The organism is Pseudomonas sp. NPDC077408, assembly GCF_050269105.1.
Classification (GTDB): Bacteria; Pseudomonadota; Gammaproteobacteria; order Pseudomonadales; family Pseudomonadaceae; genus Stutzerimonas.
The window spans coordinates 315489-335462 of record NZ_JBNNHS010000003.1 but is presented as its reverse complement, the minus strand read 5'-3'; the positions used below and the strand labels follow the sequence as shown (position 1 = coordinate 335462).

Annotated in this window: 21 protein-coding genes; 13 read left to right on the top strand and 8 right to left on the bottom strand. The window is 59.7% G+C overall.

Translation table 11 applies throughout. The annotated features are described in order from the left end of the window. Positions 1-200: 200 nt before the first annotated feature. A complete protein-coding gene (locus tag ACQKEK_RS10805) occupies positions 201-1436 on the top strand; it encodes an ABC transporter substrate-binding protein (protein ID WP_499142573.1) in 1236 nt (411 codons plus the stop codon). A 190-nt stretch (positions 1437-1626) separates the two neighbouring features. Next, positions 1627-2838, top strand: a complete 1212-nt coding sequence (locus tag ACQKEK_RS10800) for an MFS transporter (RefSeq protein ID WP_499142571.1) — start codon at positions 1627-1629, stop codon at positions 2836-2838. A gap of 99 nt (positions 2839-2937) precedes the next feature. On the opposite strand, the gene ACQKEK_RS10795 is transcribed toward ACQKEK_RS10800, so the two are convergent. Genes ACQKEK_RS10795 through ACQKEK_RS10785 form a run of 3 tightly spaced genes read right to left on the bottom strand, consistent with a single transcriptional unit; the run spans position 2938 to position 4512 of the window. After that, positions 2938-3837 (bottom strand): substrate-binding periplasmic protein, encoded by a 900-nt coding sequence (locus ACQKEK_RS10795; RefSeq protein WP_499142569.1) that lies wholly within the window; start codon positions 3835-3837, stop codon positions 2938-2940. 5 nt (positions 3838-3842) lie between these two features. After that, positions 3843-4280 carry a cytochrome c-550 PedF gene (gene pedF / locus ACQKEK_RS10790; RefSeq protein ID WP_045427171.1) on the bottom strand — a complete coding sequence of 146 codons (438 nt, stop codon included), beginning with the start codon at positions 4278-4280 and terminating at the stop codon, positions 3843-3845. Beyond that, a complete protein-coding gene (locus tag ACQKEK_RS10785) occupies positions 4273-4512 on the bottom strand; it encodes a hypothetical protein (protein ID WP_128121412.1) in 240 nt (79 codons plus the stop codon). Before ACQKEK_RS10785 ends, pedF begins: the two co-directional genes overlap by 8 nt. 104 nt (positions 4513-4616) lie before the next feature. Between ACQKEK_RS10785 and exaA the strand changes: the two genes are divergently transcribed. The 4 genes from exaA to ACQKEK_RS10765 all read left to right on the top strand — a co-directional run bounded on the left by exaA (position 4617) and on the right by ACQKEK_RS10765 (position 8682). Continuing rightward, positions 4617-6476 (top strand): quinoprotein ethanol dehydrogenase, encoded by a 1860-nt coding sequence (gene exaA / locus ACQKEK_RS10780; protein WP_499142567.1) that lies wholly within the window; start codon positions 4617-4619, stop codon positions 6474-6476. Positions 6477-6621: 145 nt separating this feature from the next. Further along, on the top strand, positions 6622-7272 hold the full coding sequence (locus tag ACQKEK_RS10775; RefSeq protein ID WP_128121410.1) for a pentapeptide repeat-containing protein: 651 nt from the start codon (positions 6622-6624) through the stop codon (positions 7270-7272). 121 nt (positions 7273-7393) lie between these two features. Beyond that, complete coding sequence (locus ACQKEK_RS10770; protein WP_499142566.1) at positions 7394-8038, top strand: 3'-5' exonuclease; 645 nt, start codon at positions 7394-7396, stop codon at positions 8036-8038. Between the two features lie 104 nt (positions 8039-8142). Then, on the top strand, positions 8143-8682 hold the full coding sequence (locus ACQKEK_RS10765) for a DUF421 domain-containing protein (RefSeq protein ID WP_128121408.1): 540 nt from the start codon (positions 8143-8145) through the stop codon (positions 8680-8682). Between the two features lie 34 nt (positions 8683-8716). On the opposite strand, the gene ACQKEK_RS10760 is transcribed toward ACQKEK_RS10765, so the two are convergent. Further along, a complete protein-coding gene (locus ACQKEK_RS10760; protein WP_499142563.1) occupies positions 8717-9841 on the bottom strand; it encodes a potassium channel family protein in 1125 nt (374 codons plus the stop codon). 2 nt (positions 9842-9843) lie between these two features. Here ACQKEK_RS10760 and ACQKEK_RS10755 point away from each other — a divergent pair, with 2 nt between their 5' ends. Further along, positions 9844-11613, top strand: a complete 1770-nt coding sequence (locus tag ACQKEK_RS10755) for a histidine kinase N-terminal 7TM domain-containing diguanylate cyclase (RefSeq protein WP_499142561.1) — start codon at positions 9844-9846, stop codon at positions 11611-11613. Here the strand turns inward: ACQKEK_RS10755 and ACQKEK_RS10750 are convergent. The 4 genes from ACQKEK_RS10750 to ACQKEK_RS10735 form a co-directional block, all read right to left on the bottom strand. Then, positions 11588-11905 (bottom strand): EthD family reductase, encoded by a 318-nt coding sequence (locus ACQKEK_RS10750; protein ID WP_046161450.1) that lies wholly within the window; start codon positions 11903-11905, stop codon positions 11588-11590. The genes ACQKEK_RS10755 and ACQKEK_RS10750 overlap by 26 nt on opposite strands. Before the next feature lie 196 nt (positions 11906-12101). Next, complete coding sequence (locus ACQKEK_RS10745) at positions 12102-12755, bottom strand: response regulator (protein WP_499142559.1); 654 nt, start codon at positions 12753-12755, stop codon at positions 12102-12104. Beyond that, entirely contained in the window at positions 12736-14019 is a 1284-nt protein-coding gene (locus ACQKEK_RS10740) for a sensor histidine kinase (protein WP_499142557.1), read from the bottom strand. Before ACQKEK_RS10740 ends, ACQKEK_RS10745 begins: the two co-directional genes overlap by 20 nt. A gap of 36 nt (positions 14020-14055) precedes the next feature. Then, complete coding sequence (locus tag ACQKEK_RS10735; protein ID WP_499142555.1) at positions 14056-14493, bottom strand: cupredoxin domain-containing protein; 438 nt, start codon at positions 14491-14493, stop codon at positions 14056-14058. A gap of 153 nt (positions 14494-14646) precedes the next feature. Here ACQKEK_RS10735 and ACQKEK_RS10730 point away from each other — a divergent pair, with 153 nt between their 5' ends. The 6 genes from ACQKEK_RS10730 to ACQKEK_RS10705 all read left to right on the top strand — a co-directional run bounded on the left by ACQKEK_RS10730 (position 14647) and on the right by ACQKEK_RS10705 (position 19897). Further along, positions 14647-15837: an ABC transporter substrate-binding protein gene (locus ACQKEK_RS10730; protein WP_499142553.1), complete on the top strand. Its 1191-nt coding sequence runs from the start codon at positions 14647-14649 to the stop codon at positions 15835-15837. Further along, on the top strand, positions 15837-16304 hold the full coding sequence (locus ACQKEK_RS10725; RefSeq protein WP_499142551.1) for a tetratricopeptide repeat protein: 468 nt from the start codon (positions 15837-15839) through the stop codon (positions 16302-16304). The genes ACQKEK_RS10730 and ACQKEK_RS10725 overlap by 1 nt, the downstream gene beginning before the upstream one ends. Positions 16305-16359: 55 nt before the next feature. After that, positions 16360-17331: a YVTN family beta-propeller repeat protein gene (locus ACQKEK_RS10720; protein ID WP_499142549.1), complete on the top strand. Its 972-nt coding sequence runs from the start codon at positions 16360-16362 to the stop codon at positions 17329-17331. After that, the gene (locus ACQKEK_RS10715) at positions 17328-18056 is read left to right on the top strand and encodes an ABC transporter ATP-binding protein (protein ID WP_499142548.1); all 729 of its coding nucleotides are present in this window, start codon (positions 17328-17330) and stop codon (positions 18054-18056) included. Before ACQKEK_RS10720 ends, ACQKEK_RS10715 begins: the two co-directional genes overlap by 4 nt. Positions 18057-18105: 49 nt before the next feature. Next, entirely contained in the window at positions 18106-18897 is a 792-nt protein-coding gene (locus tag ACQKEK_RS10710; protein ID WP_045427139.1) for an ABC transporter permease, read from the top strand. Positions 18898-19231: 334 nt separating this feature from the next. Then, a complete protein-coding gene (locus tag ACQKEK_RS10705) occupies positions 19232-19897 on the top strand; it encodes a response regulator transcription factor (protein WP_046161347.1) in 666 nt (221 codons plus the stop codon). Positions 19898-19974 lie beyond the last annotated feature (77 nt).

Below are 19974 nucleotides of genomic sequence, written 5' to 3'. Positions count from 1 at the left end.
TAACAATTACACGCAGTACCGATTTTCCTCCTCCCTTGGTAGCAATACTCCTCGAAGGGCCCGTCATCCTTGCGTCATGATGGCCAAGCCGGGCTACCGCACCGGCACCGAAGTTGAAGCCGGTGTGCCCGAAAAGACGATTCCTCGCACGGTGCTCGAGCCTTACAACGGACGCCCCTCCGCTCACAAGGACACGAGCCATGCGCCGCCTGATGATCTGCAGCTTCCTGTTGGTATTGGCTGCCACTGCCAACGCCGCCCAGCCGATTCGGCTGGGCTTGAATTACCCAAGCACCGGTAACTACAAAAGCGAAGGTCTGGAGCTTCGCCGCGGCGCCTTGCTCGCCATCGAGACCATCAATCGACAGGGCGGCGTGCTGGGCCGGCCGCTCGAACTGATCAGCCGCAACACGGCCGCCCGCGAAGAGAAGGCGAGAGCCAACATCGAAAAATTCGCGGCCGAGGGCGCCGAGATGGCATTCGGCGGCGCTACCAGCGAAGAGGCCATAGCCGCCGGCCAGCGCGCCCGCGAGCTGGGCCTGCTGTTCTTCCCCACGCTGGGTTACGCCAACGCAATCACCGGACACGACGGCCAGCGCTACCTGTTTCGTGAACCAAACAGTGCCTGGATGAGTGCGCGCGTGCTCGGCGAGTACCTCAGCTGGCACCTACCGAACCGCCGCTACCACTATGTCAGCCTCGACGACACCTGGGGCCACAGCATGGAGCAGGCACTGCGCGAAGCCACCCGCAGCCGTGACCGAGCACGCCACGGATTCTCGCGGATCAGCCCCAGGGGTGCGCACCATGAGGAGTACCTCGCAGCGCTGAAAAAAGCCGCCTCCAGCGACGCGGATGTATTGGTCATCGTCTTGCTCGGCCAGGATCTGGTGCAGACCATGCGTCTGGCGCATGACCTCAAGCTCGATCAGCGGATGCAGATTATCGTGCCCAACCTGACCGGCAGCATCGTCGAGCAGGCCGGCCCGCAGGTGATGGAGCATGTCATTGGCACGGCAGCCTGGACCTGGCGCGTTCCTGCGCTGGTTAAAAGTGAAAAGGGCCAAGCGTTCGTCGATGCCTATATCGCTCAGCATCAGCGCTACCCGGACAGTACTGCCGCCTCGGCCTACGCCATCGTTCAGCAATGGGCCGCAGCCGCTCAGCGCGCTGGCAGTCTGCACAGCGAAAAGATCATCAAGGCGCTGGAAGATCACCGCTACAGCCTGCTCAAGGACGAACAGTACTGGCGCAGCTTCGACCATCAGAACGTACAGAGCATCTATGCGGTACGGGTCCGGTCGCGTAGCGAAATCATGCAGGACAGGTTCAAGCAGGATTACTTCAACATCATCCATCGCATGGATGGCGAAGCGGCAGCTCCAAGCCTTGACGAGTGGCAGGAGGAACGCGGTGACGAGCTGAGCTTGCGCTAGCGCCGTGCCGTCGGCCGGCAAGAGGGCTGCGAGTCGGCGCGCCTGGCCCAATGGGTTGCTAATCACGGAACGAATGACTGCGCGGAGATCACGCCGAGCCGATACAGTAGGCACCTAATGACCAGGGCGTCATCCCGCCACGCTAGGCAATACGGATAACGCCATTCTTTCGTCAAGCTGGGTTCTTTCAATGAAACAAACGTGGTCCCCGTTTCCCTGGGTGTGCTTCGCCATGTGCGTCGGTGTCATGGGTACGGCGCTCATTTCCCCCTTGTATCCGCTCTATCAACAAGCGTGGCAGCTTCGTACCAGCGACATCTCACTGATCTATGTCGTCTACATGGCGGGTGCGCTGTTCGGGCTGTTGTTCATGGGCCGCCTGTCAGACACCCTGGGCTTTCGCAAAGTGATGCTCACCGGGTTGCTGCTTGGCTGGGCCGGGACCCTGGTGACGATGCTGGCGTGGAACCTGCCTAGCCTCAATATCGGTCGTGTTGCAGTCGGCCTCTCTTCCAGCCTGATCGTGACCAGCGCGTCGGTCGGCCTGGTACAGATTTCCCGGGACGGAGCATCCCAGCGGATATCGATGATCACCAGCTTTCTGCTCGCCTTTGGCTTCGGCCTCGGCCCGCTGACCGGAGGCGTCATTGGCCAGTGGCTGCCGTTTCCGCTGACGGCCACTTACGTGCCCACCCTGATCCTCGGCGTGCTGGGGGTATATGCCTTGCTGCGCGTGCAGCTCAAACCGCATCCCGAACTCAGCGCAGCTGCACCGCTCGGTTTGCGTACGTTCATCCCGCGGCTGACCTGGGCCACCCGCCCTGATTCGCTGGCGTTCCTGCTGACGTGTGCCTGCCCGTTCTTTGCGTTTGGGGTGTTCGGCATCTACGCGTCGATGGCGCCGCTGTTCCTGGAGAAAATGCTGCCTTGGCATGGACCGGTAGTGAGTGGCACGTCCATCGGGGTCATTCTGTTGGCTTCGGCCATGATGCAGTTGGCCTGCGCCCGGATGAGTCTGCGCTGGTGCGGCTTGCTCGGCCTGCTGTCGGTTGTGTTGAGCAACGCGATGCTCGTACTCAACTTTACCGCTGGCTCTTCGCTGGTGTTCATCATCGGCGTCTGCGCTGCAGCGGCGGGACATGGCATGTGTCTGTTGGCCGGCATCAGCATGGTCAACCGTATCGCGAGCCCCGCCGAGCGTTCGGGCCTGATTTCAACCTACCTGGTGTGCGGCTACGTTGGCAGCATCGTGCCGTTGCTTGGCGTCGGCTGGGTCGCCGATCACTATGGCCTGCCTGCCGCAATCAGTTTGCTCGGCTGGGTAGTCATCGCACTCGCCACGCCATTGGCGTTTTGGTTTTTCCGGCATCCGCGGATGCAGGCCTTCGATCATCGGGGTTAGAAAGCTGATTCAGCGGTCGGCCGGAGCACAGCGTACGACAGCCGTTCGGCGTGAAAACATCCCAGCATGCAGCTGATACCTGCGGGATACGCGCTGTGATCAGTTCTCTCCCAGCTGTACCTGGTACAGCTCCGGCAGCTCATATTGCAGCCCGTAACCTTCATAGATGGTTTCGACAGTCCCCGCCTTGATCAGGCCTTCCAACTCGCCTTCCAGCGCGTAAGCCAGCTGACGGTTAGATTCATGCACGGCCATGCCAAGCTCCCAGACCTGTTTGCCCATGTTTGGATAAGCGTTCTGCGCGGCCTTGAGATGACTGTCGTTGGCCTGGCTCAGCATCCAGTCGATCTCACCGCGCATGGCCATGGTCGCGTCAACCTCCCCCGCCTGCATCGCGGCAAATGCGGCCTGCGCAGTTGGGTAGTGATGCAGCATCTTGGCGATGCTGCCGTTAAATACCGACGACAGATAGAACGAGGGGACACTTTCCACTTCCACCCCGACCGGGTGGTAGCGGAACACGGCCACGCTGGAAAGCTCTTCGAGGCGTCGATCATCGTAGGCGGACTGCCAGCGCTCGCGCTGGTATGGGCCGAACATGACCACCAACTCGTTGATCAGCTCGCCCAGCTCGTTCTGCTTGTAGGAAAACTCGCGGTCGTAGGGCACACGCATCATCACGTCGGCCAATACGTTCGGTCGCAGGTAATGCCCTTTCCAGATGAAGTTGCGCAGGTCGTCATCCAGAGTCTCGTCAGGCCTTACCCACAACACCTCGACCTTCAGCCCGAGTTCCGACGCCAGTTTTTGCGCGAGCTCGAAATCGACCCCGCGCGGCTTGCCATCGGCCATGAAGCTGTAGGGCGGGAAGTTCTCGTACATCGCCACCTTGAGCACGCCCGAATCGATGATGTCATCGAACGCGCGCACCTTGACCACCTCCGCCTGTACCAGCGCGCAGGCCATCCACAAACAAAGCCCGGCAAGCAACTGGCGCATCGTAATCACCGCTTGGCAGCTTCGCTTTCGATGTAGGTACGGATGGCCCAGAGCGCTTCCTGGCTGAGGTAATCGGCCATGCGGGGCATGTAGACGGCGCCATCGCGAACAGCACCGTTGATCACGCGCTCCTTGTACCACTCGTCGCCGTCATAGCTGGCTTCCAGTTCACGCAGATCCGGTGCGATGCCGCCAGAGATTGCCTCAAGGCCATGGCAGCGGGCGCAGTTCTGGTTGTAGGCCGATGAGCCAATTTCAACGGCCCTGTCATGGTCTTCACTGGGCGCCCGGTACGGGTTTTCATCGACCCACTCTTCACCCAGCGGGGACAACCCTTTGGTCTCCACCTTCTGCGGCGTGACGTCACCGTGGGCGAAGGCAAAGCCGGCGAAGCCGAGCAGACCAGCAGCAAAAAGCGCGCGCAGTTCAGTTTTATTATTCATGACTACCACCGTTGTTTTCGAATACCTGAGCAAGGCAGCCCCAGTTGGAGCGCATGGTGGTCATCTTGGGCATTGCGCCCACCTGGCAGAATCGTGCTTTGGTTGTCGGAATCTCCTCCCTTGGTAGTAGGGCCTCATGCGGCATCGGCGCAGCACCCAGGTAGCAGACCGAAAACACAGGCGGATTGGGAAGTTTTCCCTGAATCAGCGGGAGCTTTTCCGTATCAGCCATCGCGATCCCATCCCAATAATCGAATCGCCTGACCAGCCTCTCGCACAACCCATGTAGCGAGCACAGCAACTGGCCTCGTCCGAATCGACCAAGGGAAACCAACCATGACAACAACAGCCCCCCTGGGCAGCAAACGCCCTCTCGCCATTGCCGTTCTGATTGGCAGTCTCTCACTCAGCGGCTTGGCATACGCCAAGAACGTCACCTGGGATGACATTGCCAACGACCATCTTTCCACCGAAAACGTATTGCAGTACGGCCTGGGCACCAATGCCCAGCGCTGGAGCCCGCAGAATCAGGTGAATGATGAAAACGTCTTCAAATTGACGCCGGCCTGGTCCTTTTCCTTTGGTGACGAGAAGCAGCGGGGACAGGAATCCCAGGCCATCGTGCATGACGGTGTGATCTACGTGACAGGTTCTTACTCCCGCGTGTTCGCGCTCGATTCGCGCACAGGCAAACGGCTTTGGAGCTACGCGCACCGGTTGCCTGCGGACATTCGTCCCTGCTGCGACGTGGTAAATCGAGGTGCTGCGATTTATGGCGACAAGATCTACTTCGGCACGCTGGATGCGCAGGTGGTCGCACTTAACAAGGACACCGGCAAGGTCGTCTGGAAGAAGAAGTTCGGTGACCATGGCGCGGGCTACACCATGACTGGCGCACCTACCCTGATCAAGGATCAGAAAAGCGGAAAAGTGCTGTTAATTCATGGCAGCTCGGGTGACGAATTCGGAATCGTCGGCAAGCTGTTCGCGCGCGATCCAGAGACCGGTGAAGAGGTCTGGATGCGTCCCTTCGTCGAAGGGCACGTAGGGCGCCTGAACGGCAAAGAGAGTACGCCGACCGGCGATGTCAAAGCGCCGTCCTGGCCGGATGATCCCAACTCGCCCACTGGCAAGAAAGAGGCCTGGAGCCAGGGTGGCGGCGCGCCTTGGCAGAGTGCGAGCTTCGATGCCGAGACCAACACCATCATCGTCGGCGCGGGAAATCCGGCGCCCTGGAACGGGTGGGCGCGTACCGCTGATGGCGGCGAGCCGAAAGACTACGACAGCCTCTATACCTCCGGGCAGGTGGGTGTTGACGCCACCACGGGCGAAGTGAAGTGGTTCTATCAGCACACCCCCAACGATGCCTGGGATTTCTCTGGCAACAATGAGCTGGTGCTGTTCGATTACAAAAATAAGGATGGAAAAACCGTCAAGGCGACGGCTCACGCCGACCGCAATGGCTTCTTCTACGTAGTCGATCGAGAGGATGGCAAGCTGCAGAACGCCTTCCCTTTCGTCGACAACATCACCTGGGCCAGCCACATCGACTTGAAGACCGGACGACCTGTCGAGAACGAAGGTCAGCGTCCACCGCTACCGGAGCCAGGCGAAGCACACGGCAAGTCGGTCGAGGTTTCACCGCCCTTTCTGGGCGGCAAAAACTGGAACCCCATGGCCTACAGCCAGGACACCGGGCTGTTCTACGTTCCGGCCAACCATTGGAAAGAGGACTACTGGACCGAAGAGGTCAGCTACAAGAAGGGTAACGCCTATCTCGGTCAGGGCTTCCGCATCAAGCGCATGTACGACGATCACGTCGGCATTCTTCGCGCCATGGATCCCACCACGGGCAAGGTCGCCTGGGAGCACAAGGAGCCGCTGCCGCTCTGGGCGGGTGTGCTTGCCACCCAGGGCAACCTGGTATTTACCGGGACTGGGGACGGCTACCTGAAAGCCTTCAACGCCAAAACCGGCGAAGAGCTGTGGAAATTCCAGACCGGCAGCGGAATCATCGCCCCGCCCATCACCTGGGAGCAGGACGGTGAGCAATTCATCGGAGTGACCGTCGGCTACGGTGGCGCCGTGCCGCTGTGGGGCGGCGACATGGCAGCGCTGACCAAGCCTGTTGCGCAAGGCGGCTCGTTCTGGGTGTTCCGGATCCCGAGTTGGGACAACTCGACCGCCAAACGCTAAGGCGAGGCTGCGCCGTGATGCGGCGCAGCCTCCCACGTTGGACAGCTGGCGTAGCCAACTCGGTAGAACCGCAAGGGTTGGCGCTCTCCGGTTCACCGGCCCGTCACATGCCGGCTGTCCTATTCCCTTCGAATACGGAACTGCCATGAACCCGACTCTTCTTTTGCTGCCCCTCGCATTGCTCGCCAGCGCGTCGCTCCTGGCTGATGACGATCAACCGACCATCATCAATGGCTGCGTCATCCAGCCGGAAAGCAGATGCCGCAACGCCGACCTCCGCAATGCCGACCTGAGCAATCAGGACATGCGCAAGATGGACCTGGCCGGTGCCAATCTGTCCGGTGCCAACCTGCGTCATGCGAATCTGGATCTGGCCAATCTGGAAAAGGCAGACCTGACCGGCGCCACCCTCACCCGCGCCAGCCTGCAACAAGCCAACCTGCGGGTGGCGAATCTCACCAATGCCCACCTGGTGGCAATTCAGGGATGGGGCCTGTTCGCTCAGGCCGCACGCTTCAACGGGGCCAACCTGACCGCAGCAAACCTTGAGTTTGCGCGTTTGAGTGGGGCGAAAATGCAGGGCGCAAATCTAACCGCAGCCAACCTTGAGATGACCTGGCTGAGCAAGGCCGATCTCGCACGCGCAACGCTGACCGACGCGAACCTGCAAGAAGCCAAGTTCAACGATGCCAACCTCGCGGAGGCCGCCCTGACCGGGGCACGCCGCCACTATGCAACCTTTCAAGGCACCCACATGGATAGCTGCATCGATTGTCCGGTGGATTGGGAGAAATAAGGGATACGCCGGCCTCGTCATCCGCATCAAACATGCGTCTGGGGGCGTTGTGCGCTAGTCTCGCCTGCATTAACGACACCACTGCACTTTGCTGCTCTAGTTAGCGCTCGCCGGAACCCTCATGACCATCATCCGTATCCCACAGGTCGTCGAACTGGACGCCCTGCCCCGCTTCGATGGCCTTCACCTGGCCCAGATCATTACCCCCGAAACCCCCGAAGCCTTCAGCCAAGCCAAGGACGAGCTGCTCGGTTGGCCGCAGGTCGGCTTCGATACCGAATCCAAACCGACCTTCAAGGTGGGCGAGGTATCGACGGGGCCGCATTTGATTCAGTTTGCCAGCCCCGAGAAAGGCTACCTGTTCAAGGTCGGCTCGGATGGCTGTAGCGAAGCCGTCAGAGCAGTTCTCCAGTCAACTCGGGTGTTGAAGGTGGGATTCGGGCTGAGCACCGACCGCAGCCGATTGCGCAATCGCCTGGGTATCGAGATGATGCACTTCATCGACCTGGGCACAACCCTGCGCTACCAGGGCAAAAAGGGACAGGTCGGACTACGCGGCGCGGTTGCGGCTGTACTGGGTGCGCGAGTGAGCAAATCGCGCAGCGTGTCTACGTCGAACTGGAGCAACCGTTCTCTTACCGATGCGCAGCGGCTGTATGCGGCGAACGATGCCTACGCCGCACTTAGAGTATTCCTTGCCTTGGGCGACGACGCCGAACGCGTTCTGCATCACCGGATCGTCCCGGCCAAACAGCTGGACAGCTGACGCGCAGCTGGTCGATACGAAGGAATACCCTCTTCCTCCTACTGAAGGTGCAACCCATCTACCTCAGTGGCGTCTACCAAGGGCAGACTCTAAAGGAGATAGATGTGGAAGGTATGTTCTTCAGCGGCTGGTCGACACTGGTCCGCACCCTGGTCATTGGCATCCTGGCCTATATCAACCTGATCGTACTGCTGCGTATTTCCGGCCGCCGTACGCTCTCCAAGATGAACGCGTTCGACCTGATCGTCACGGTAGCCCTGGGGTCGACGTTCGCTACCATTTTGCTGAACCGCGATGTATCGCTTGCCGAAGGAACCCTGGCATTGGCGCTGCTGATCGGATTGCAGTACCTCGTCACCTGGTCCAGCGTAAGAGTCGGTTGGGTACGCAAGCTGGTCACTGGCGAACCAGCGCTGCTGCTATATCAAGGGCAGATGCTAGGCAGTGCCATGCGCGTGGCTCGGGTCACTGAAGATGAGGTCCGCTCGGCGATACGCTCAAGCGGATTCTCTGCTATCGATGCGGTTGAAGCGGTCATTCTGGAGACCGATGGCAGCTTCAGCGTGATCAAAAAAGGTTCTGGCGATAGCCGTTCGAGCCTATCTGGGGTCATGACGCCGGGGCCCCGGAACATTGAGCTTTAGGCCATCGGAGCTTTGCGATTGACGCACCGCCTCGTCAGTCGCGCGGGTAAACGTGGTGCCATCCCCAACCATCCGCCTCCAGTAATGCGCCCAACAACCGGCGCCGCTCCGGTGCGTTGAGCATTTGAGCCGCATTCGATTTAAGCGGTATTCCGGCATCGCTCAGCGACGCGAGATCCATGATCGGAGACTGGGCGTGGCTATTCACCTGGCCGAGGTAATTGGAACGCTGCATCTCAAGATGCTGGTCCAGCGCCGACACGAGCATCTTGTGTTTCAGCGTGTCCTGCGGTACGTCTTCAGCGACCTCTTCAAGCAACTGCAGCACCTCGTTCAGGCTCGCCACTGCGGGTATGACGTTCTTTTCTGCTTGCTTGTTATGAAAGCAACGAATCACCGGATAGGCGTGATGGTTGAGGGTGTGCTCGACCAGCATCTGCCGTATGTCGCTGGCATTGTCATAAAAACGCGAAAAATCAGACCCGTTCCAACTGTTAATAACGATCTCCTGCGGCGTCCGACCCATGCTCGTAATGAGCAGACTGAGCTGGTTTTGCAGGCTAACAGCCGAGAGGACCGGAACGATGTAGGTGATTGCAGCCGTGATTAATGTCAACCCACAGAAGGCTGCGGCACTGGTCACTACTCGCCAGGCGTCGTTTGAGGCCGCGAAATCGCCTACGCCCAACGTCGAAAGTGTGAAGCCTGCGTAGTAGAAGGTTTCCCAGAGGTCCGCCGCTGCCTTGGTCGTGCCGTTGATCACCGAGGCCGAGTCCGACGCAAGCATCAGGAACAGGCTGAACCATAGACAGGCAATCCAAGTCAGCAGCACCAACAGCAGCACGCATTGGCCTGCATACTCCAGCAGCTTCGCCTCCCCCCGCCGGCCGGCTGCAGCGAAGAAACAACGCCATACGCTCTTGGAAACGATATTGGTGATAGTCCCACCACCGCGCGTCGACAGCGTGGTTTTGGTGATATCAGTCGCCGTGAACAGAAAAAGCAGAATTCCCAAGACAAGAAAAACCATAGGGCCGCCGTATTGCTCCATTGCAGAGTGATCAGAAGTTATGAAGTAGCCAGCCGTTGTTAGTTCAGAGCCGGTTAGCGTTTTCCAGTGGTTGAACCAACAGAACAGGCACAACGCCACTACAATCATTCATGTCAGCGACATCGCTTTCAGGTATCTTCGCCGCGCACAATTCGCGCATCCGCGCACGTATCGACTTGCCAGAGGACGGCTCGATGTCGGCCTGCTTGAATTCAGAGTGGAGTTTTTCGGCCCCCGTGCTGATGGCGCTGCTAGTTGGCCTCGGCGTCGCGGTATTGGCACGCTGGGTCCGCCATCAGCCACAGTTCGCCGGCAGCTCCGCTTTCACCTTGATGCATCTGGCCATCCTCTGGTGGCTCGGCGTTGCTGCGTTGGAAATGAGTGTTCACCAGCAGGCTTGCAAAATGTTCTGGGCAGGCATGGCCTGGCCCGCCATTCTCGGCGTCCCGACGCTCTGGTCGGTATTCCTCTGGCAATACGTCCACAGCATCCGTAGCCCCCTGAAACCGGTCACCGTCATTGCCTCAATGGTGATGCCAGTGGTGTTCTGGTTGCTGGCAGTGAGCAACCCCTGGCATCTACTGTTCTACGGCTTGGGCAGCTCGCCGAGCTCATCAGAGCCCAATGCGCCGATTGCCTACCAGCACGGGCCGTTGTTTTATCTGGCGGCTGCTTACGGCTACCCCTTCATGGTGTTCAGCATCGGTATCACGCTGCGTGCGGCGGCGCTCAGCAGCGGCTTGCATCGACGGCACTACCTGGTTTTCCTGATGCTGACCACGATTCCCTGGGCTGCGAACATCAGCTATGTCGCTTTTGGCTGGACCTTATTCGGCTTCGATCCAACACCGTTCAGCTTCGCATTGACCGTTGCGGGTTTCGGCTGGCTGATCGGCGGGCTGCGTCTGTTCGATCTGTTGCCAGTGGCGCGCCACCTGCTGCTCGATGCGCTGATGGACCCGGTATTGGTGATCGACCCGCAACGCCGAGTAATCGAGGCCAACCCAGCCGCACTTCGCATGGCGGACCTGAAAAAGGGCTGGCATGGCTGCCCGTTGACGCAATGGCCCTATATAGGCGACACACTGAACGGCATGTTGCAGCAGAAGGAGCCTGGAGGCGCATCGCAGCAGGTAAGCGTCGACGCACGGCAACAGCACTTCGAGGTACGTGTCCGTGCGATCTGTCGCCCGACACGCGAAGGAACGGTGACCCTAGGGCAGATGATTTATCTGCGCGATATCACCGAATTTCAGCGCAGCCAGCAGCAACTGGCAGAAGCACTGGCAGTTAGCAAACAGCAGCTGGAGACCATTTCCAGCCTTCATAAAACCCTACAGGACCAGGCTCTCCGTGATCCACTGACGGACTTGTACAACCGCCGTCACCTGGAAGAGTTCTTCGCCCGCGAAGCGGCCCGTGCGCAGCGTGATGACACGCCTATCGCATTGGCGATGGTCGACCTGGATCATTTCAAGCGACTGAACGACACCCATGGTCACGCAGCTGGCGATGACGCGTTAAAGGGCGTGGCCGCATTTCTGTTGAGTAGGTTGCGCAACACCGATGCGGTCTTTCGTATCGGTGGAGAGGAGTTTTTGCTGGTATTACCGTGTACTCAGCCGGCCGAAGCCTTGGAAAAGCTGGCTCAGCTTTGCCGGCAGTTCGCGGCTCAATCGCTGGCGACTCGTGCCGGACTGCTTCGCCTGACCATGTCGGTCGGCGTCGCGCATTTTCCATCACAAGCCAGTGATCTGGACGGCCTCATGCAGCACGCCGACAGGCAACTTTACCTGGCCAAGGACGGCGGACGGAACCGGGTCATGGCGATGCCCGGCGCTATCCAACAAACCGTCAGTGCCCTACCACTACCTCACTGATCTGCCGGACCGGCGTCAGGTCGGTGTAATTGGCGATGTCCGCAACAATCTCCTCGGCATGAGGACCGATACCCGCCAGAAAGGCTTCTACCGATTCGCTGAAAATGTGGCACATCGCAACGTAGGGAGCCGGTTCATCTGGGGTACGCCCGGAAATGGCCTTGTCGATCGTGTAATAGAGGCAGGCATCGCCCATACGGGCCTTGAGCAACGGTAGGTGCTTGTCGCGATAGTAATCGTGATCGAACCTCGCACCAGGGGTATTGGGGTACATCACGCTGACTTTGATCATGCTCACTTGCCTCTATCTGGGGAGTTGGGGACATGGGATCGCTTGCTACCGTTTCCGAAGCAGCATCGTCGGCCAGACACGACACCGAGATGCCCGTGCTCTGACAATCGGAGCGGTTTAAGGTTTTTTCCAGAACGCACTGTCAGCCCCCATCGTTACCAGCGAAGTCAGGCCCATCAAAACGCTGCAGACCGAGCTAACTGGCTGCTCGATCACCCACCCGCACAATACCGGTATCGATGGCCAGATGAACCAGCTCGGCATGCGAGCTGACCTGCAGCTTGCTCTTGAGAAGCGTGAGGTAGTTGGACACCGTCTTACCACTGATGCAAAGCCGTTCGGCGATCAGCCGCGCCGGTGTGCCCTTGGCGAGCATTACGAAGATTTCGAATTCACGCTGAGTCATTCCTTGCAAGCGTGGATCCTGCGCATTGGCTGCCACCGGGTTGCGTGCCAATTGGATGGCCAGGGGCTGTTCGATGTAGGCATGACCGGCCAAGGTTCGGCGTACCGCGTCCAACAGCACCTCCGGCGATGAGCTCTTGGTGATATAGCCGGCGGCTCCGGCATCCAGTGCCTGGCGCACCAGGGGTAATTCGTCGTGCATGCTAAAGAACAGCACACGCAGTTGTGGCAGCCGCTGCAACAGACGCCGTGTGGTTTCGACGCCGCTGATGCCGGGTAGTCCGACATCCATGATGACCAGGCTTGGGGCCACCTCCAGAGCTTTGGCCATGGCCTCCTCGCCGTCGCAGGCCTCAATGACCTGAACTTCAGGTAGCAAGACGCGTAGCAGCGCAGCGTAGCCCTGGCGGACCACGGCGTGATCGTCAACGAGAAGGATCTTCATTGGAGCATGACTCCCTGATCGGAATGTCCAGATAAACCACCCAGCCGTAACCTGCTCGCCCGCGCGCGACCAACCGGCCATTCAGCGTCCGTGCGCGTTCATGCATCGAACGCAGGCCAATGCCGAGCCGTCCGGGTGCGTCGTGGCCGTGGCCATTGTCACGGACGAGCAGCCGCAGCCGACCGCCGTTCATGCGCAGGCGAATGAACACGAAGCTGGCACAGGCGTGCCTTGCCACGTTTGTGAGCGATTCCTGCAACAAGCGGTACAGCTGTTCTTTCTTGTTCAGCGCAAGGCACGGAATGCGCCGGTCGATCTGTACGCGCAACTTGATTCCTTGCGCGCTTTGCCACTGCTCGGCCAACAGCTGTATTGCTTCAGGCAATTCCAAATGGTCAAGCATCACAGGATAGAGCTCGCGAGTCAGCCTGCGAAAACCGTCCTGCAACTGTTCACAGTGATCATCCAGAGTGCGTGCGGTTGTGCTGACCAGTTGCGGCTGGTCTTTTATCGCTTGTAGCAAGCAGGCCTGGGCGCGTATACCGGCCAGGTATTGCCCAAGATCGTCATGCAGCGCCTGGGCAAGCTGTGTGCGCTCACGCTCCTGCAGCTCCAGTAACGAGCGCGTCAGGTCATCGTTTTCTCGCCGGGTGTACTCCAAGGCGCTGACCATGCGGTTGAAATGTCCGGATAACTGCTGTGCCTCCAGCAGCGAGTGGCTCGGCAGACGCGTGTCGAGGCGGCCGTGGGAAACCTGGCCAAAGGCTGCAAGCAATTCGTTCAGCACGCCCAGCGCCGGCCTGACAGCCCATCGGATTGCCAGCAGGCTCAGCAATAACGCACTGCCGAACCATGCCAATAGCTGTAGCAGGGATTCCTCGACTTCCTCGATCTCGTCTCGGGGGTCGACGCTCAGTTGCAAGGTTCGACCCTCTGGCATCTGCACAGTCAGCGGCGCGGGCAGCTCGGCGGGATACAACAGAGTCTCGAGCCAAGTGCTTCGCTGCGGGCGGACCTCCCGGCTTGGGACGCCTGGGCCCAGCCAGCGAACCTGAACATGCCGCAAATGCCGCGTCAGCTCAGGCTGGAGTGCAGCGGGATCGCGCTCCGCTACATCGCTGAGATAGCTGAGCACGGCATCCGCCGCCGCCAGTTCACGGCTTACGTCTTGACTGGCCTGACGCAGCAGTACAGCCAAGCAGACGGCCGCAACCAGGCTAAAAAACAGCGAGACCAGCAGGCTGATACGCCAAAGTGCTGACATGCTCACCGTCCGTTTTTAAGGGCAGCAGGTTGTGCGCTACTTGACCACGAAGCTTCCTTCCATGCCCTTGTTCTGCAGCCCCTTGCAATAGAAGGGATAACGGCCAGGCTTGATCGGCAGGAAGAAGATTTCCGCCTCACCGGCTTCTTCGAATTCAAGCTCGACCAGAGTCACGGCCTTGATTTCCACGCCACCGGCTTCAACCTTGCGCAGGAAGATTGCCTGCGAAAACTCCGGTGCCTGAAAAGCGCATTCTTTCTGGCCTTCGGCGATGACCTTGAGTTGATAGGCAATGCCGGTCTCGAGTTGGTACTCCTTCTGCGAGACCGCGTAATCGCTTTCTTCGGAACCGAATGTGAGATCCGGCAGCGATTGCGTGCGACGGGTAAGGTCACCGGCGGCAAGCACCTGGTCAAAGCCGATCAGGCTGGCGATCAATAGAATGTTGAGGGTAAGGGCTTTGAATGGTGGCATGGGATCTTCTCGTTGTTGTTATGCACGGTCCTATGCTAGAGGCGGCCGCCAGGCGCCGGTTTACTACCTTGGTACACAGCAGCTGGTACTTTCTGCATATTCCCCCGCCCCGATAGGGTTCCTATGCTGACCGCAACGCCATAGGAGTCGTCCATGCGCCCTCTTTCTTTTCGCAGCCGTTGCTTCATCGCCCTCGCCTGTTGCGCCGCTTTCGTCAGTGACGCAGGCGCAGCGGAGCCAGAACTCTCGGTGCGCATCGGTTACCTCGGCTACCGCCCGGACCCAGGCCCTCTGCTATCCAACGTGATCCCGGAGCCGGTTGATGCGGGCTTGAGCGGTGCCGAACTGGCCATTGCCGACAGCAACAGCACAGGACGTTTCCTCAAGCACAGCTATGCCTTGAATAGCATCACGGCCGAAACACCAGAGCAACTCCAGAACGAGGCCCGGCAGCTGCATGATCAGGGGGTGCGCTTGTTCGTCGTGAATGCTCCCGCGACGAGCCTGGAAGCGCTAGCCGCCGCCATGCCGGACAGCCTGCTGATCAACGCAGGCAGCCCAACGGACGAACTTCGCACGTCCCGCTGCCTGGGTAACGTGCTGCATACCCTTCCAAGCCGCAGCATGTTGGCCGACGCACTGGGTCAGTTCCTTGCCGTGCGCCGTTGGAACCGCTGGCTGTTGATCAGCGGGCCGACCGAGGACGACCAGGCCTATGCCGAGGCGATCAAGCGTGCCGCCAAACGGTTCGGCCACAAGATCATTGAAGAGAAGCCCTGGACCTTCGATAACGACCAGCGGCGCACAGCTCAAGCCGACATGCCCCTGTTCACTCAAGCTGGCGAGTACGACGTCGTCGTGGTGGCTGATGAGCGCGGCGACTTCGGCGAGTACGTGCCCTACCACACCTGGCTGCCGCGGCCGGTAGTGGGCACGCAGGGCCTGATTCCGACAGGCTGGCATAAAACGGTCGAAACCTATGGTGCTGCGCAGCTGCAGAAGCGCTTCGAAGCGCATGCCAATCGCTGGATGAACGACCGCGATTTCGCCGCCTGGATCGGCGTGCGCAGCCTCGCCACGGCAATCACCAAGCTCGGCACCGCCGACCCCGAGGCAATACGCCAGATATCGCTGAGCGAGACGCTGCCGGTCGATGGATTCAAAGGCCGCAAGCTGACGTTCCGGCCCTGGAACGGCCAGCTGCGCCAGCCGATCCCGCTCGTGCACCCACGCGGCCTGGTATCCAACTCCCCCCAGGAGGGCTTCCTGCACCCCACCAGTGAACTGGACACCCTGGGCTTCGATCGGCCAGAGAGCCAATGTCGGCTGAGCGAGGCGAAATAATGAAAGCCATTATCCGCAGAATCTCCGGCCTGCTTCTGACCTGCTTGGGGCAAGCCGCGAGCGCTAGCGAACTAGGCTATGACGCCTACATCGACAGCCCGAAGCGGATCAAATGCATGTACGGCTACGTGACTGCCAAAACCGGCAACTTTGAAGTAGCCAAGCAAATATTCGAGGACTGCGTCGCGCGCTGGAACGACGTGTATTCGATGATCTGGCTGGCGCAGATGTACGAGTCTGGCTCGGGCGTGCCGGTGGATCTGGACAAAGCCGCTGCGCTCATGGAACGCGGCGCCAATCAGCCCGACGAGGCCAGCTATGTGAGCCTGGCCCGCTACCACTGGGGCACAGCGCTAGCCGAAGGGCGCGGTGTTAAAAAAGACCCGAAGGCCGCGCGAATGTGGCTGGAACGTGCATCCGAAGGCGGTCAGAGCGAAGCGGACGAATACTTGCTGCGTATGGATTAGTCACCGAATCAAATTGCCCGCTGAACAATTCACACAACAACAAGAGAATTTCCTGATGACCCGAACGCTTCTTGCCGCCTCTATCGCTTGCACCCTCCTCGGCGCTAGCGCTTCCGCTCTGGCGGCCACCGCCTATGTGTCGAATGAAAAAGACGACACCGTCAGTGTGATCGATCTGGATACGCTGGAAACGGTCGAGACGCTCGAGGTTGGCCAGCGTCCGCGGGGGCTGACGTTGTCACGCGACAACAAGCTGCTCTACATCTGCGCCAGCGACTCGGACACGGTTCAGGTCATGGACCTGGCGACCCGCAAGATTATCAAGCAGTTGCCGTCCGGCGCAGATCCCGAGCAGTTCGCCCTGCACCCGAACAACAAATGGCTGTATATCTCCAACGAGGACGATGCGCTGGTAACGGTGGTCGACGTCGACAACGAGGAGGTGTTGGCGCAGATCGATGTCGGCGTCGAGCCAGAAGGCATGGGCGTCAGCCCGGATGGCAAATGGGCGGTGAACACCAGCGAAACCACCAATATGCTGCACTGGATCGACACCAGTACCAACCAGCTGGTGGACAACACCCTGGTCGACCAGCGCCCGCGCCATGTTGAGTTCAACAAGGACAGCACGCTGCTCTGGGCCTCGTCGGAAATCGGCGGAACGGTAAGCGTCGTTGACGTCGAAAAGCGCGAAATCATCAAGACGCTGAACTTCAAGATCAAAGGCGTGCATCCGGACAAGGTCCAGCCGGTCGGCATCAAGCTCAGCTCGGACGGCAAATACGCGTTCGTCGCGCTCGGCCCGGCCAACCATATCGCCGTGGTCGATGCCAAGACCTATGAGGTGCTCGACTACTTGCTGGTGGGGCGTCGGGTCTGGCACATGGCGTTCAACCTCGATGAGAGCCGGCTGCTGACCACCAATGGCGTCAGCGGCGATGTTTCGGTGATCGATGTGGACTCGCTCAAGGTGATCAAATCGATCAAGGTCGGACGCTATCCCTGGGGCGTAGTGGTTGCGCCATGACCGCGCTGCGGGTTGAGCGCATCAGCTTCGCCTACGGGGAACGTCAGGCGCTGCACGACGTGAGTTTCAACACGGCGGCCGGAGGCTTTACCGCCCTGCTCGGGCCCAACGGAGCTGGGAAATCGACATTGATCGCGTTGCTGACGCGCCTGTACGACTTGCAGCAGGGCGACATTCAGGTGGCCGGCTTCAGTCTGCGCAGCCAGCCGCGCGAAGCCTTGCGACGACTCGGCGTGGTTTTCCAGCAAAGCACGCTGGACCTGGACCTCAGCGTCGAGCAGAACCTGCGCTATCACGCGGCGCTGCATGGCATGCCGCGCAAGGTTGCCAATGACCGGATCGAAGTGGAGCTGGATCGCCAGCAACTGGCCGAGCGCCGCAAAAGCAAGGTGCGCGAACTCAATGGCGGCCATCGCCGAAGGGTGGAAATCGCCCGAGCGCTCCTCCACAAGCCGAGCCTGCTGCTGCTCGATGAAGCTAGCGCAGGGCTCGATCCGGCCAGCCGCCAGAACCTCAACGATCATGTGAGATCGCTTTGCAACGAGCAAGGCATGAGCGTGCTCTGGACGACCCACCTGCTCGACGAGGTCCAGCCAAGTGACGAGCTGATCATCCTCAATCGGGGGAATCTCGTAGCGCAGGGGCGCGCTGATGAGCTGGCTGCTGCCGATGGCAGCCTGCAGCAGACCTTTGCCCGTCTCACTCGCAACGCGGTGCCGGCGTGATGTGTTCCTCTCAAACCTTATGCCCCGCCTCAGTTCAGGAATCCCAGCCATGACTCCCTACTGGGAATGCCTGCGGGCAATCGTGTTTCGCGAGTGGCTGCGCTTTGTTCAGCAGCGCTCACGGTTCTTCAGCGCCCTAGTGCGCCCCCTGCTCTGGCTGGTGGTGTTCGCCGCCGGATTCCGTGCCGCATTGGGCATCGCGATCATCGAGCCCTACGAGACCTATATCACCTACGAGACCTGGATCGTACCGGGGCTGGCCTGCATGATTCTGCTGTTCAACGGTATGCAGGGCTCCCTCTCTATGGTGTACGACCGGGAGATGGGCAGCATGCGCGTGCTGCTGACCAGTCCGCTGCCGCGCAGTTTTCTGTTGGCGAGCAAGTTGTTAGCGACTGCGCTGATCTCGCTGCTGCAGGTCTATGCGTTCCTACTTATCGCCTGGTTCTACGGCGTCCAACCGCCCGCGGCTGGCTTGCTGACAGCGCTACCAGCCCTTTTGCTGGTGGCGCTGCTGCTGAGCGCACTGGGGCTGTTGTTGTCCAACGGCATCCGGCAGCTGGAAAATTTCGCCGGGGTGATGAATTTCGTCATCTTCCCGATGTTTTTCCTGTCGTCGGCGCTCTATCCACTCTGGAAAATGCGCGAAGCCAGTGAATGGTTGTTCTGGATCTGCTCGTTTAACCCCTTTACCTACGCTGTGGAGTTGGTTCGCTTTGCACTGTATGAACGTCTCAATCCGCTGGCGCTGGCGGTGTGCCTTGGCCTGACGCTACTGTTCAGTCTGCTTGCGGTGCTCAGTTTCAATCCGCAGCACGCCGCGCTACGCCGGGCTACCTGAGCCGTTCTCTACTACTTTAGTGCTGGTTTCCCTGTCGATTGTAGGATTTCAAACCGCTGCACTTTGCACTGTAATGTGGCCGACCGAAGTACTGAAAAGCTGGGCATGCCAAAGCCAACCGGGTTCGCTGCAGATCGGAGGGGCTTGCAGTGCAGAAGACGCCACGGCTGTTTGCGCCGATGGTTTTCTTTCCCCGGACTGGGCAAGCTTATGGGTGAACAGCTTCTGATCGACTAGGCGCCGGACAATGGCTGCCATTATCGATCGAAGCCGCGCACACCAAAGGTCTCTTCCGATCTACCCCACCATAATCACAACAATGAGGTGACCGGCCATGTACAAGATACTGATCGCTGATGACCACCCGCTTTTTCGTGAAGCCATCCATAACGTTATCCAGGACGGCTTTCCAGGCAGCGAGATCCTCGAAACCGCCGATCTGGACAGTGCGCTGGCAATGACGCTGGAAAATGACGATCTCGACCTGGTGCTGCTCGATCTGAATATGCCCGGCATGCACGGCCTGAACGGTCTGATCAACATGCGCAACGAGGCGCCGACCATTCCAGTGGTGATCGTGTCTGCCGAACAGGACAAGCAAGTGGTGCTGCAGGCCATCACCTACGGCGCGTGCGGCTTCATCACCAAGTCATCGCCGCGCGCGCAGATGACCGAAGCCATCGAGCAGATCCTCAATGGCAATGTCTACCTGCCTTCGGACATCATCCGCAGCCAGAAAGCCAATACCCGTCGTTCCCAGCATAACGAACAGAGCATCGCGCCCGAGCTGTTGCAGGCACTGACCCGCAAACAGTTGCTGGTGCTGGAACGCATGACCAAGGGCGAATCCAACAAGCAAATTGCCTATAACCTCGATATCGCCGAAACCACGGTCAAGGCTCATGTCTCGGCCATCCTGCGCAAGCTCAACGTGCACAACCGCGTGCAGGCCATCCTCTCGGCGGGTGATATCGACTTCACCGCGTATCTGCGCAGGTGATAACCAACACCCACGCAGCTACGCTCGCCTCTGCGATAAACCTAATCCCTTGTAGGACCCGGATCACTGGCTGACGC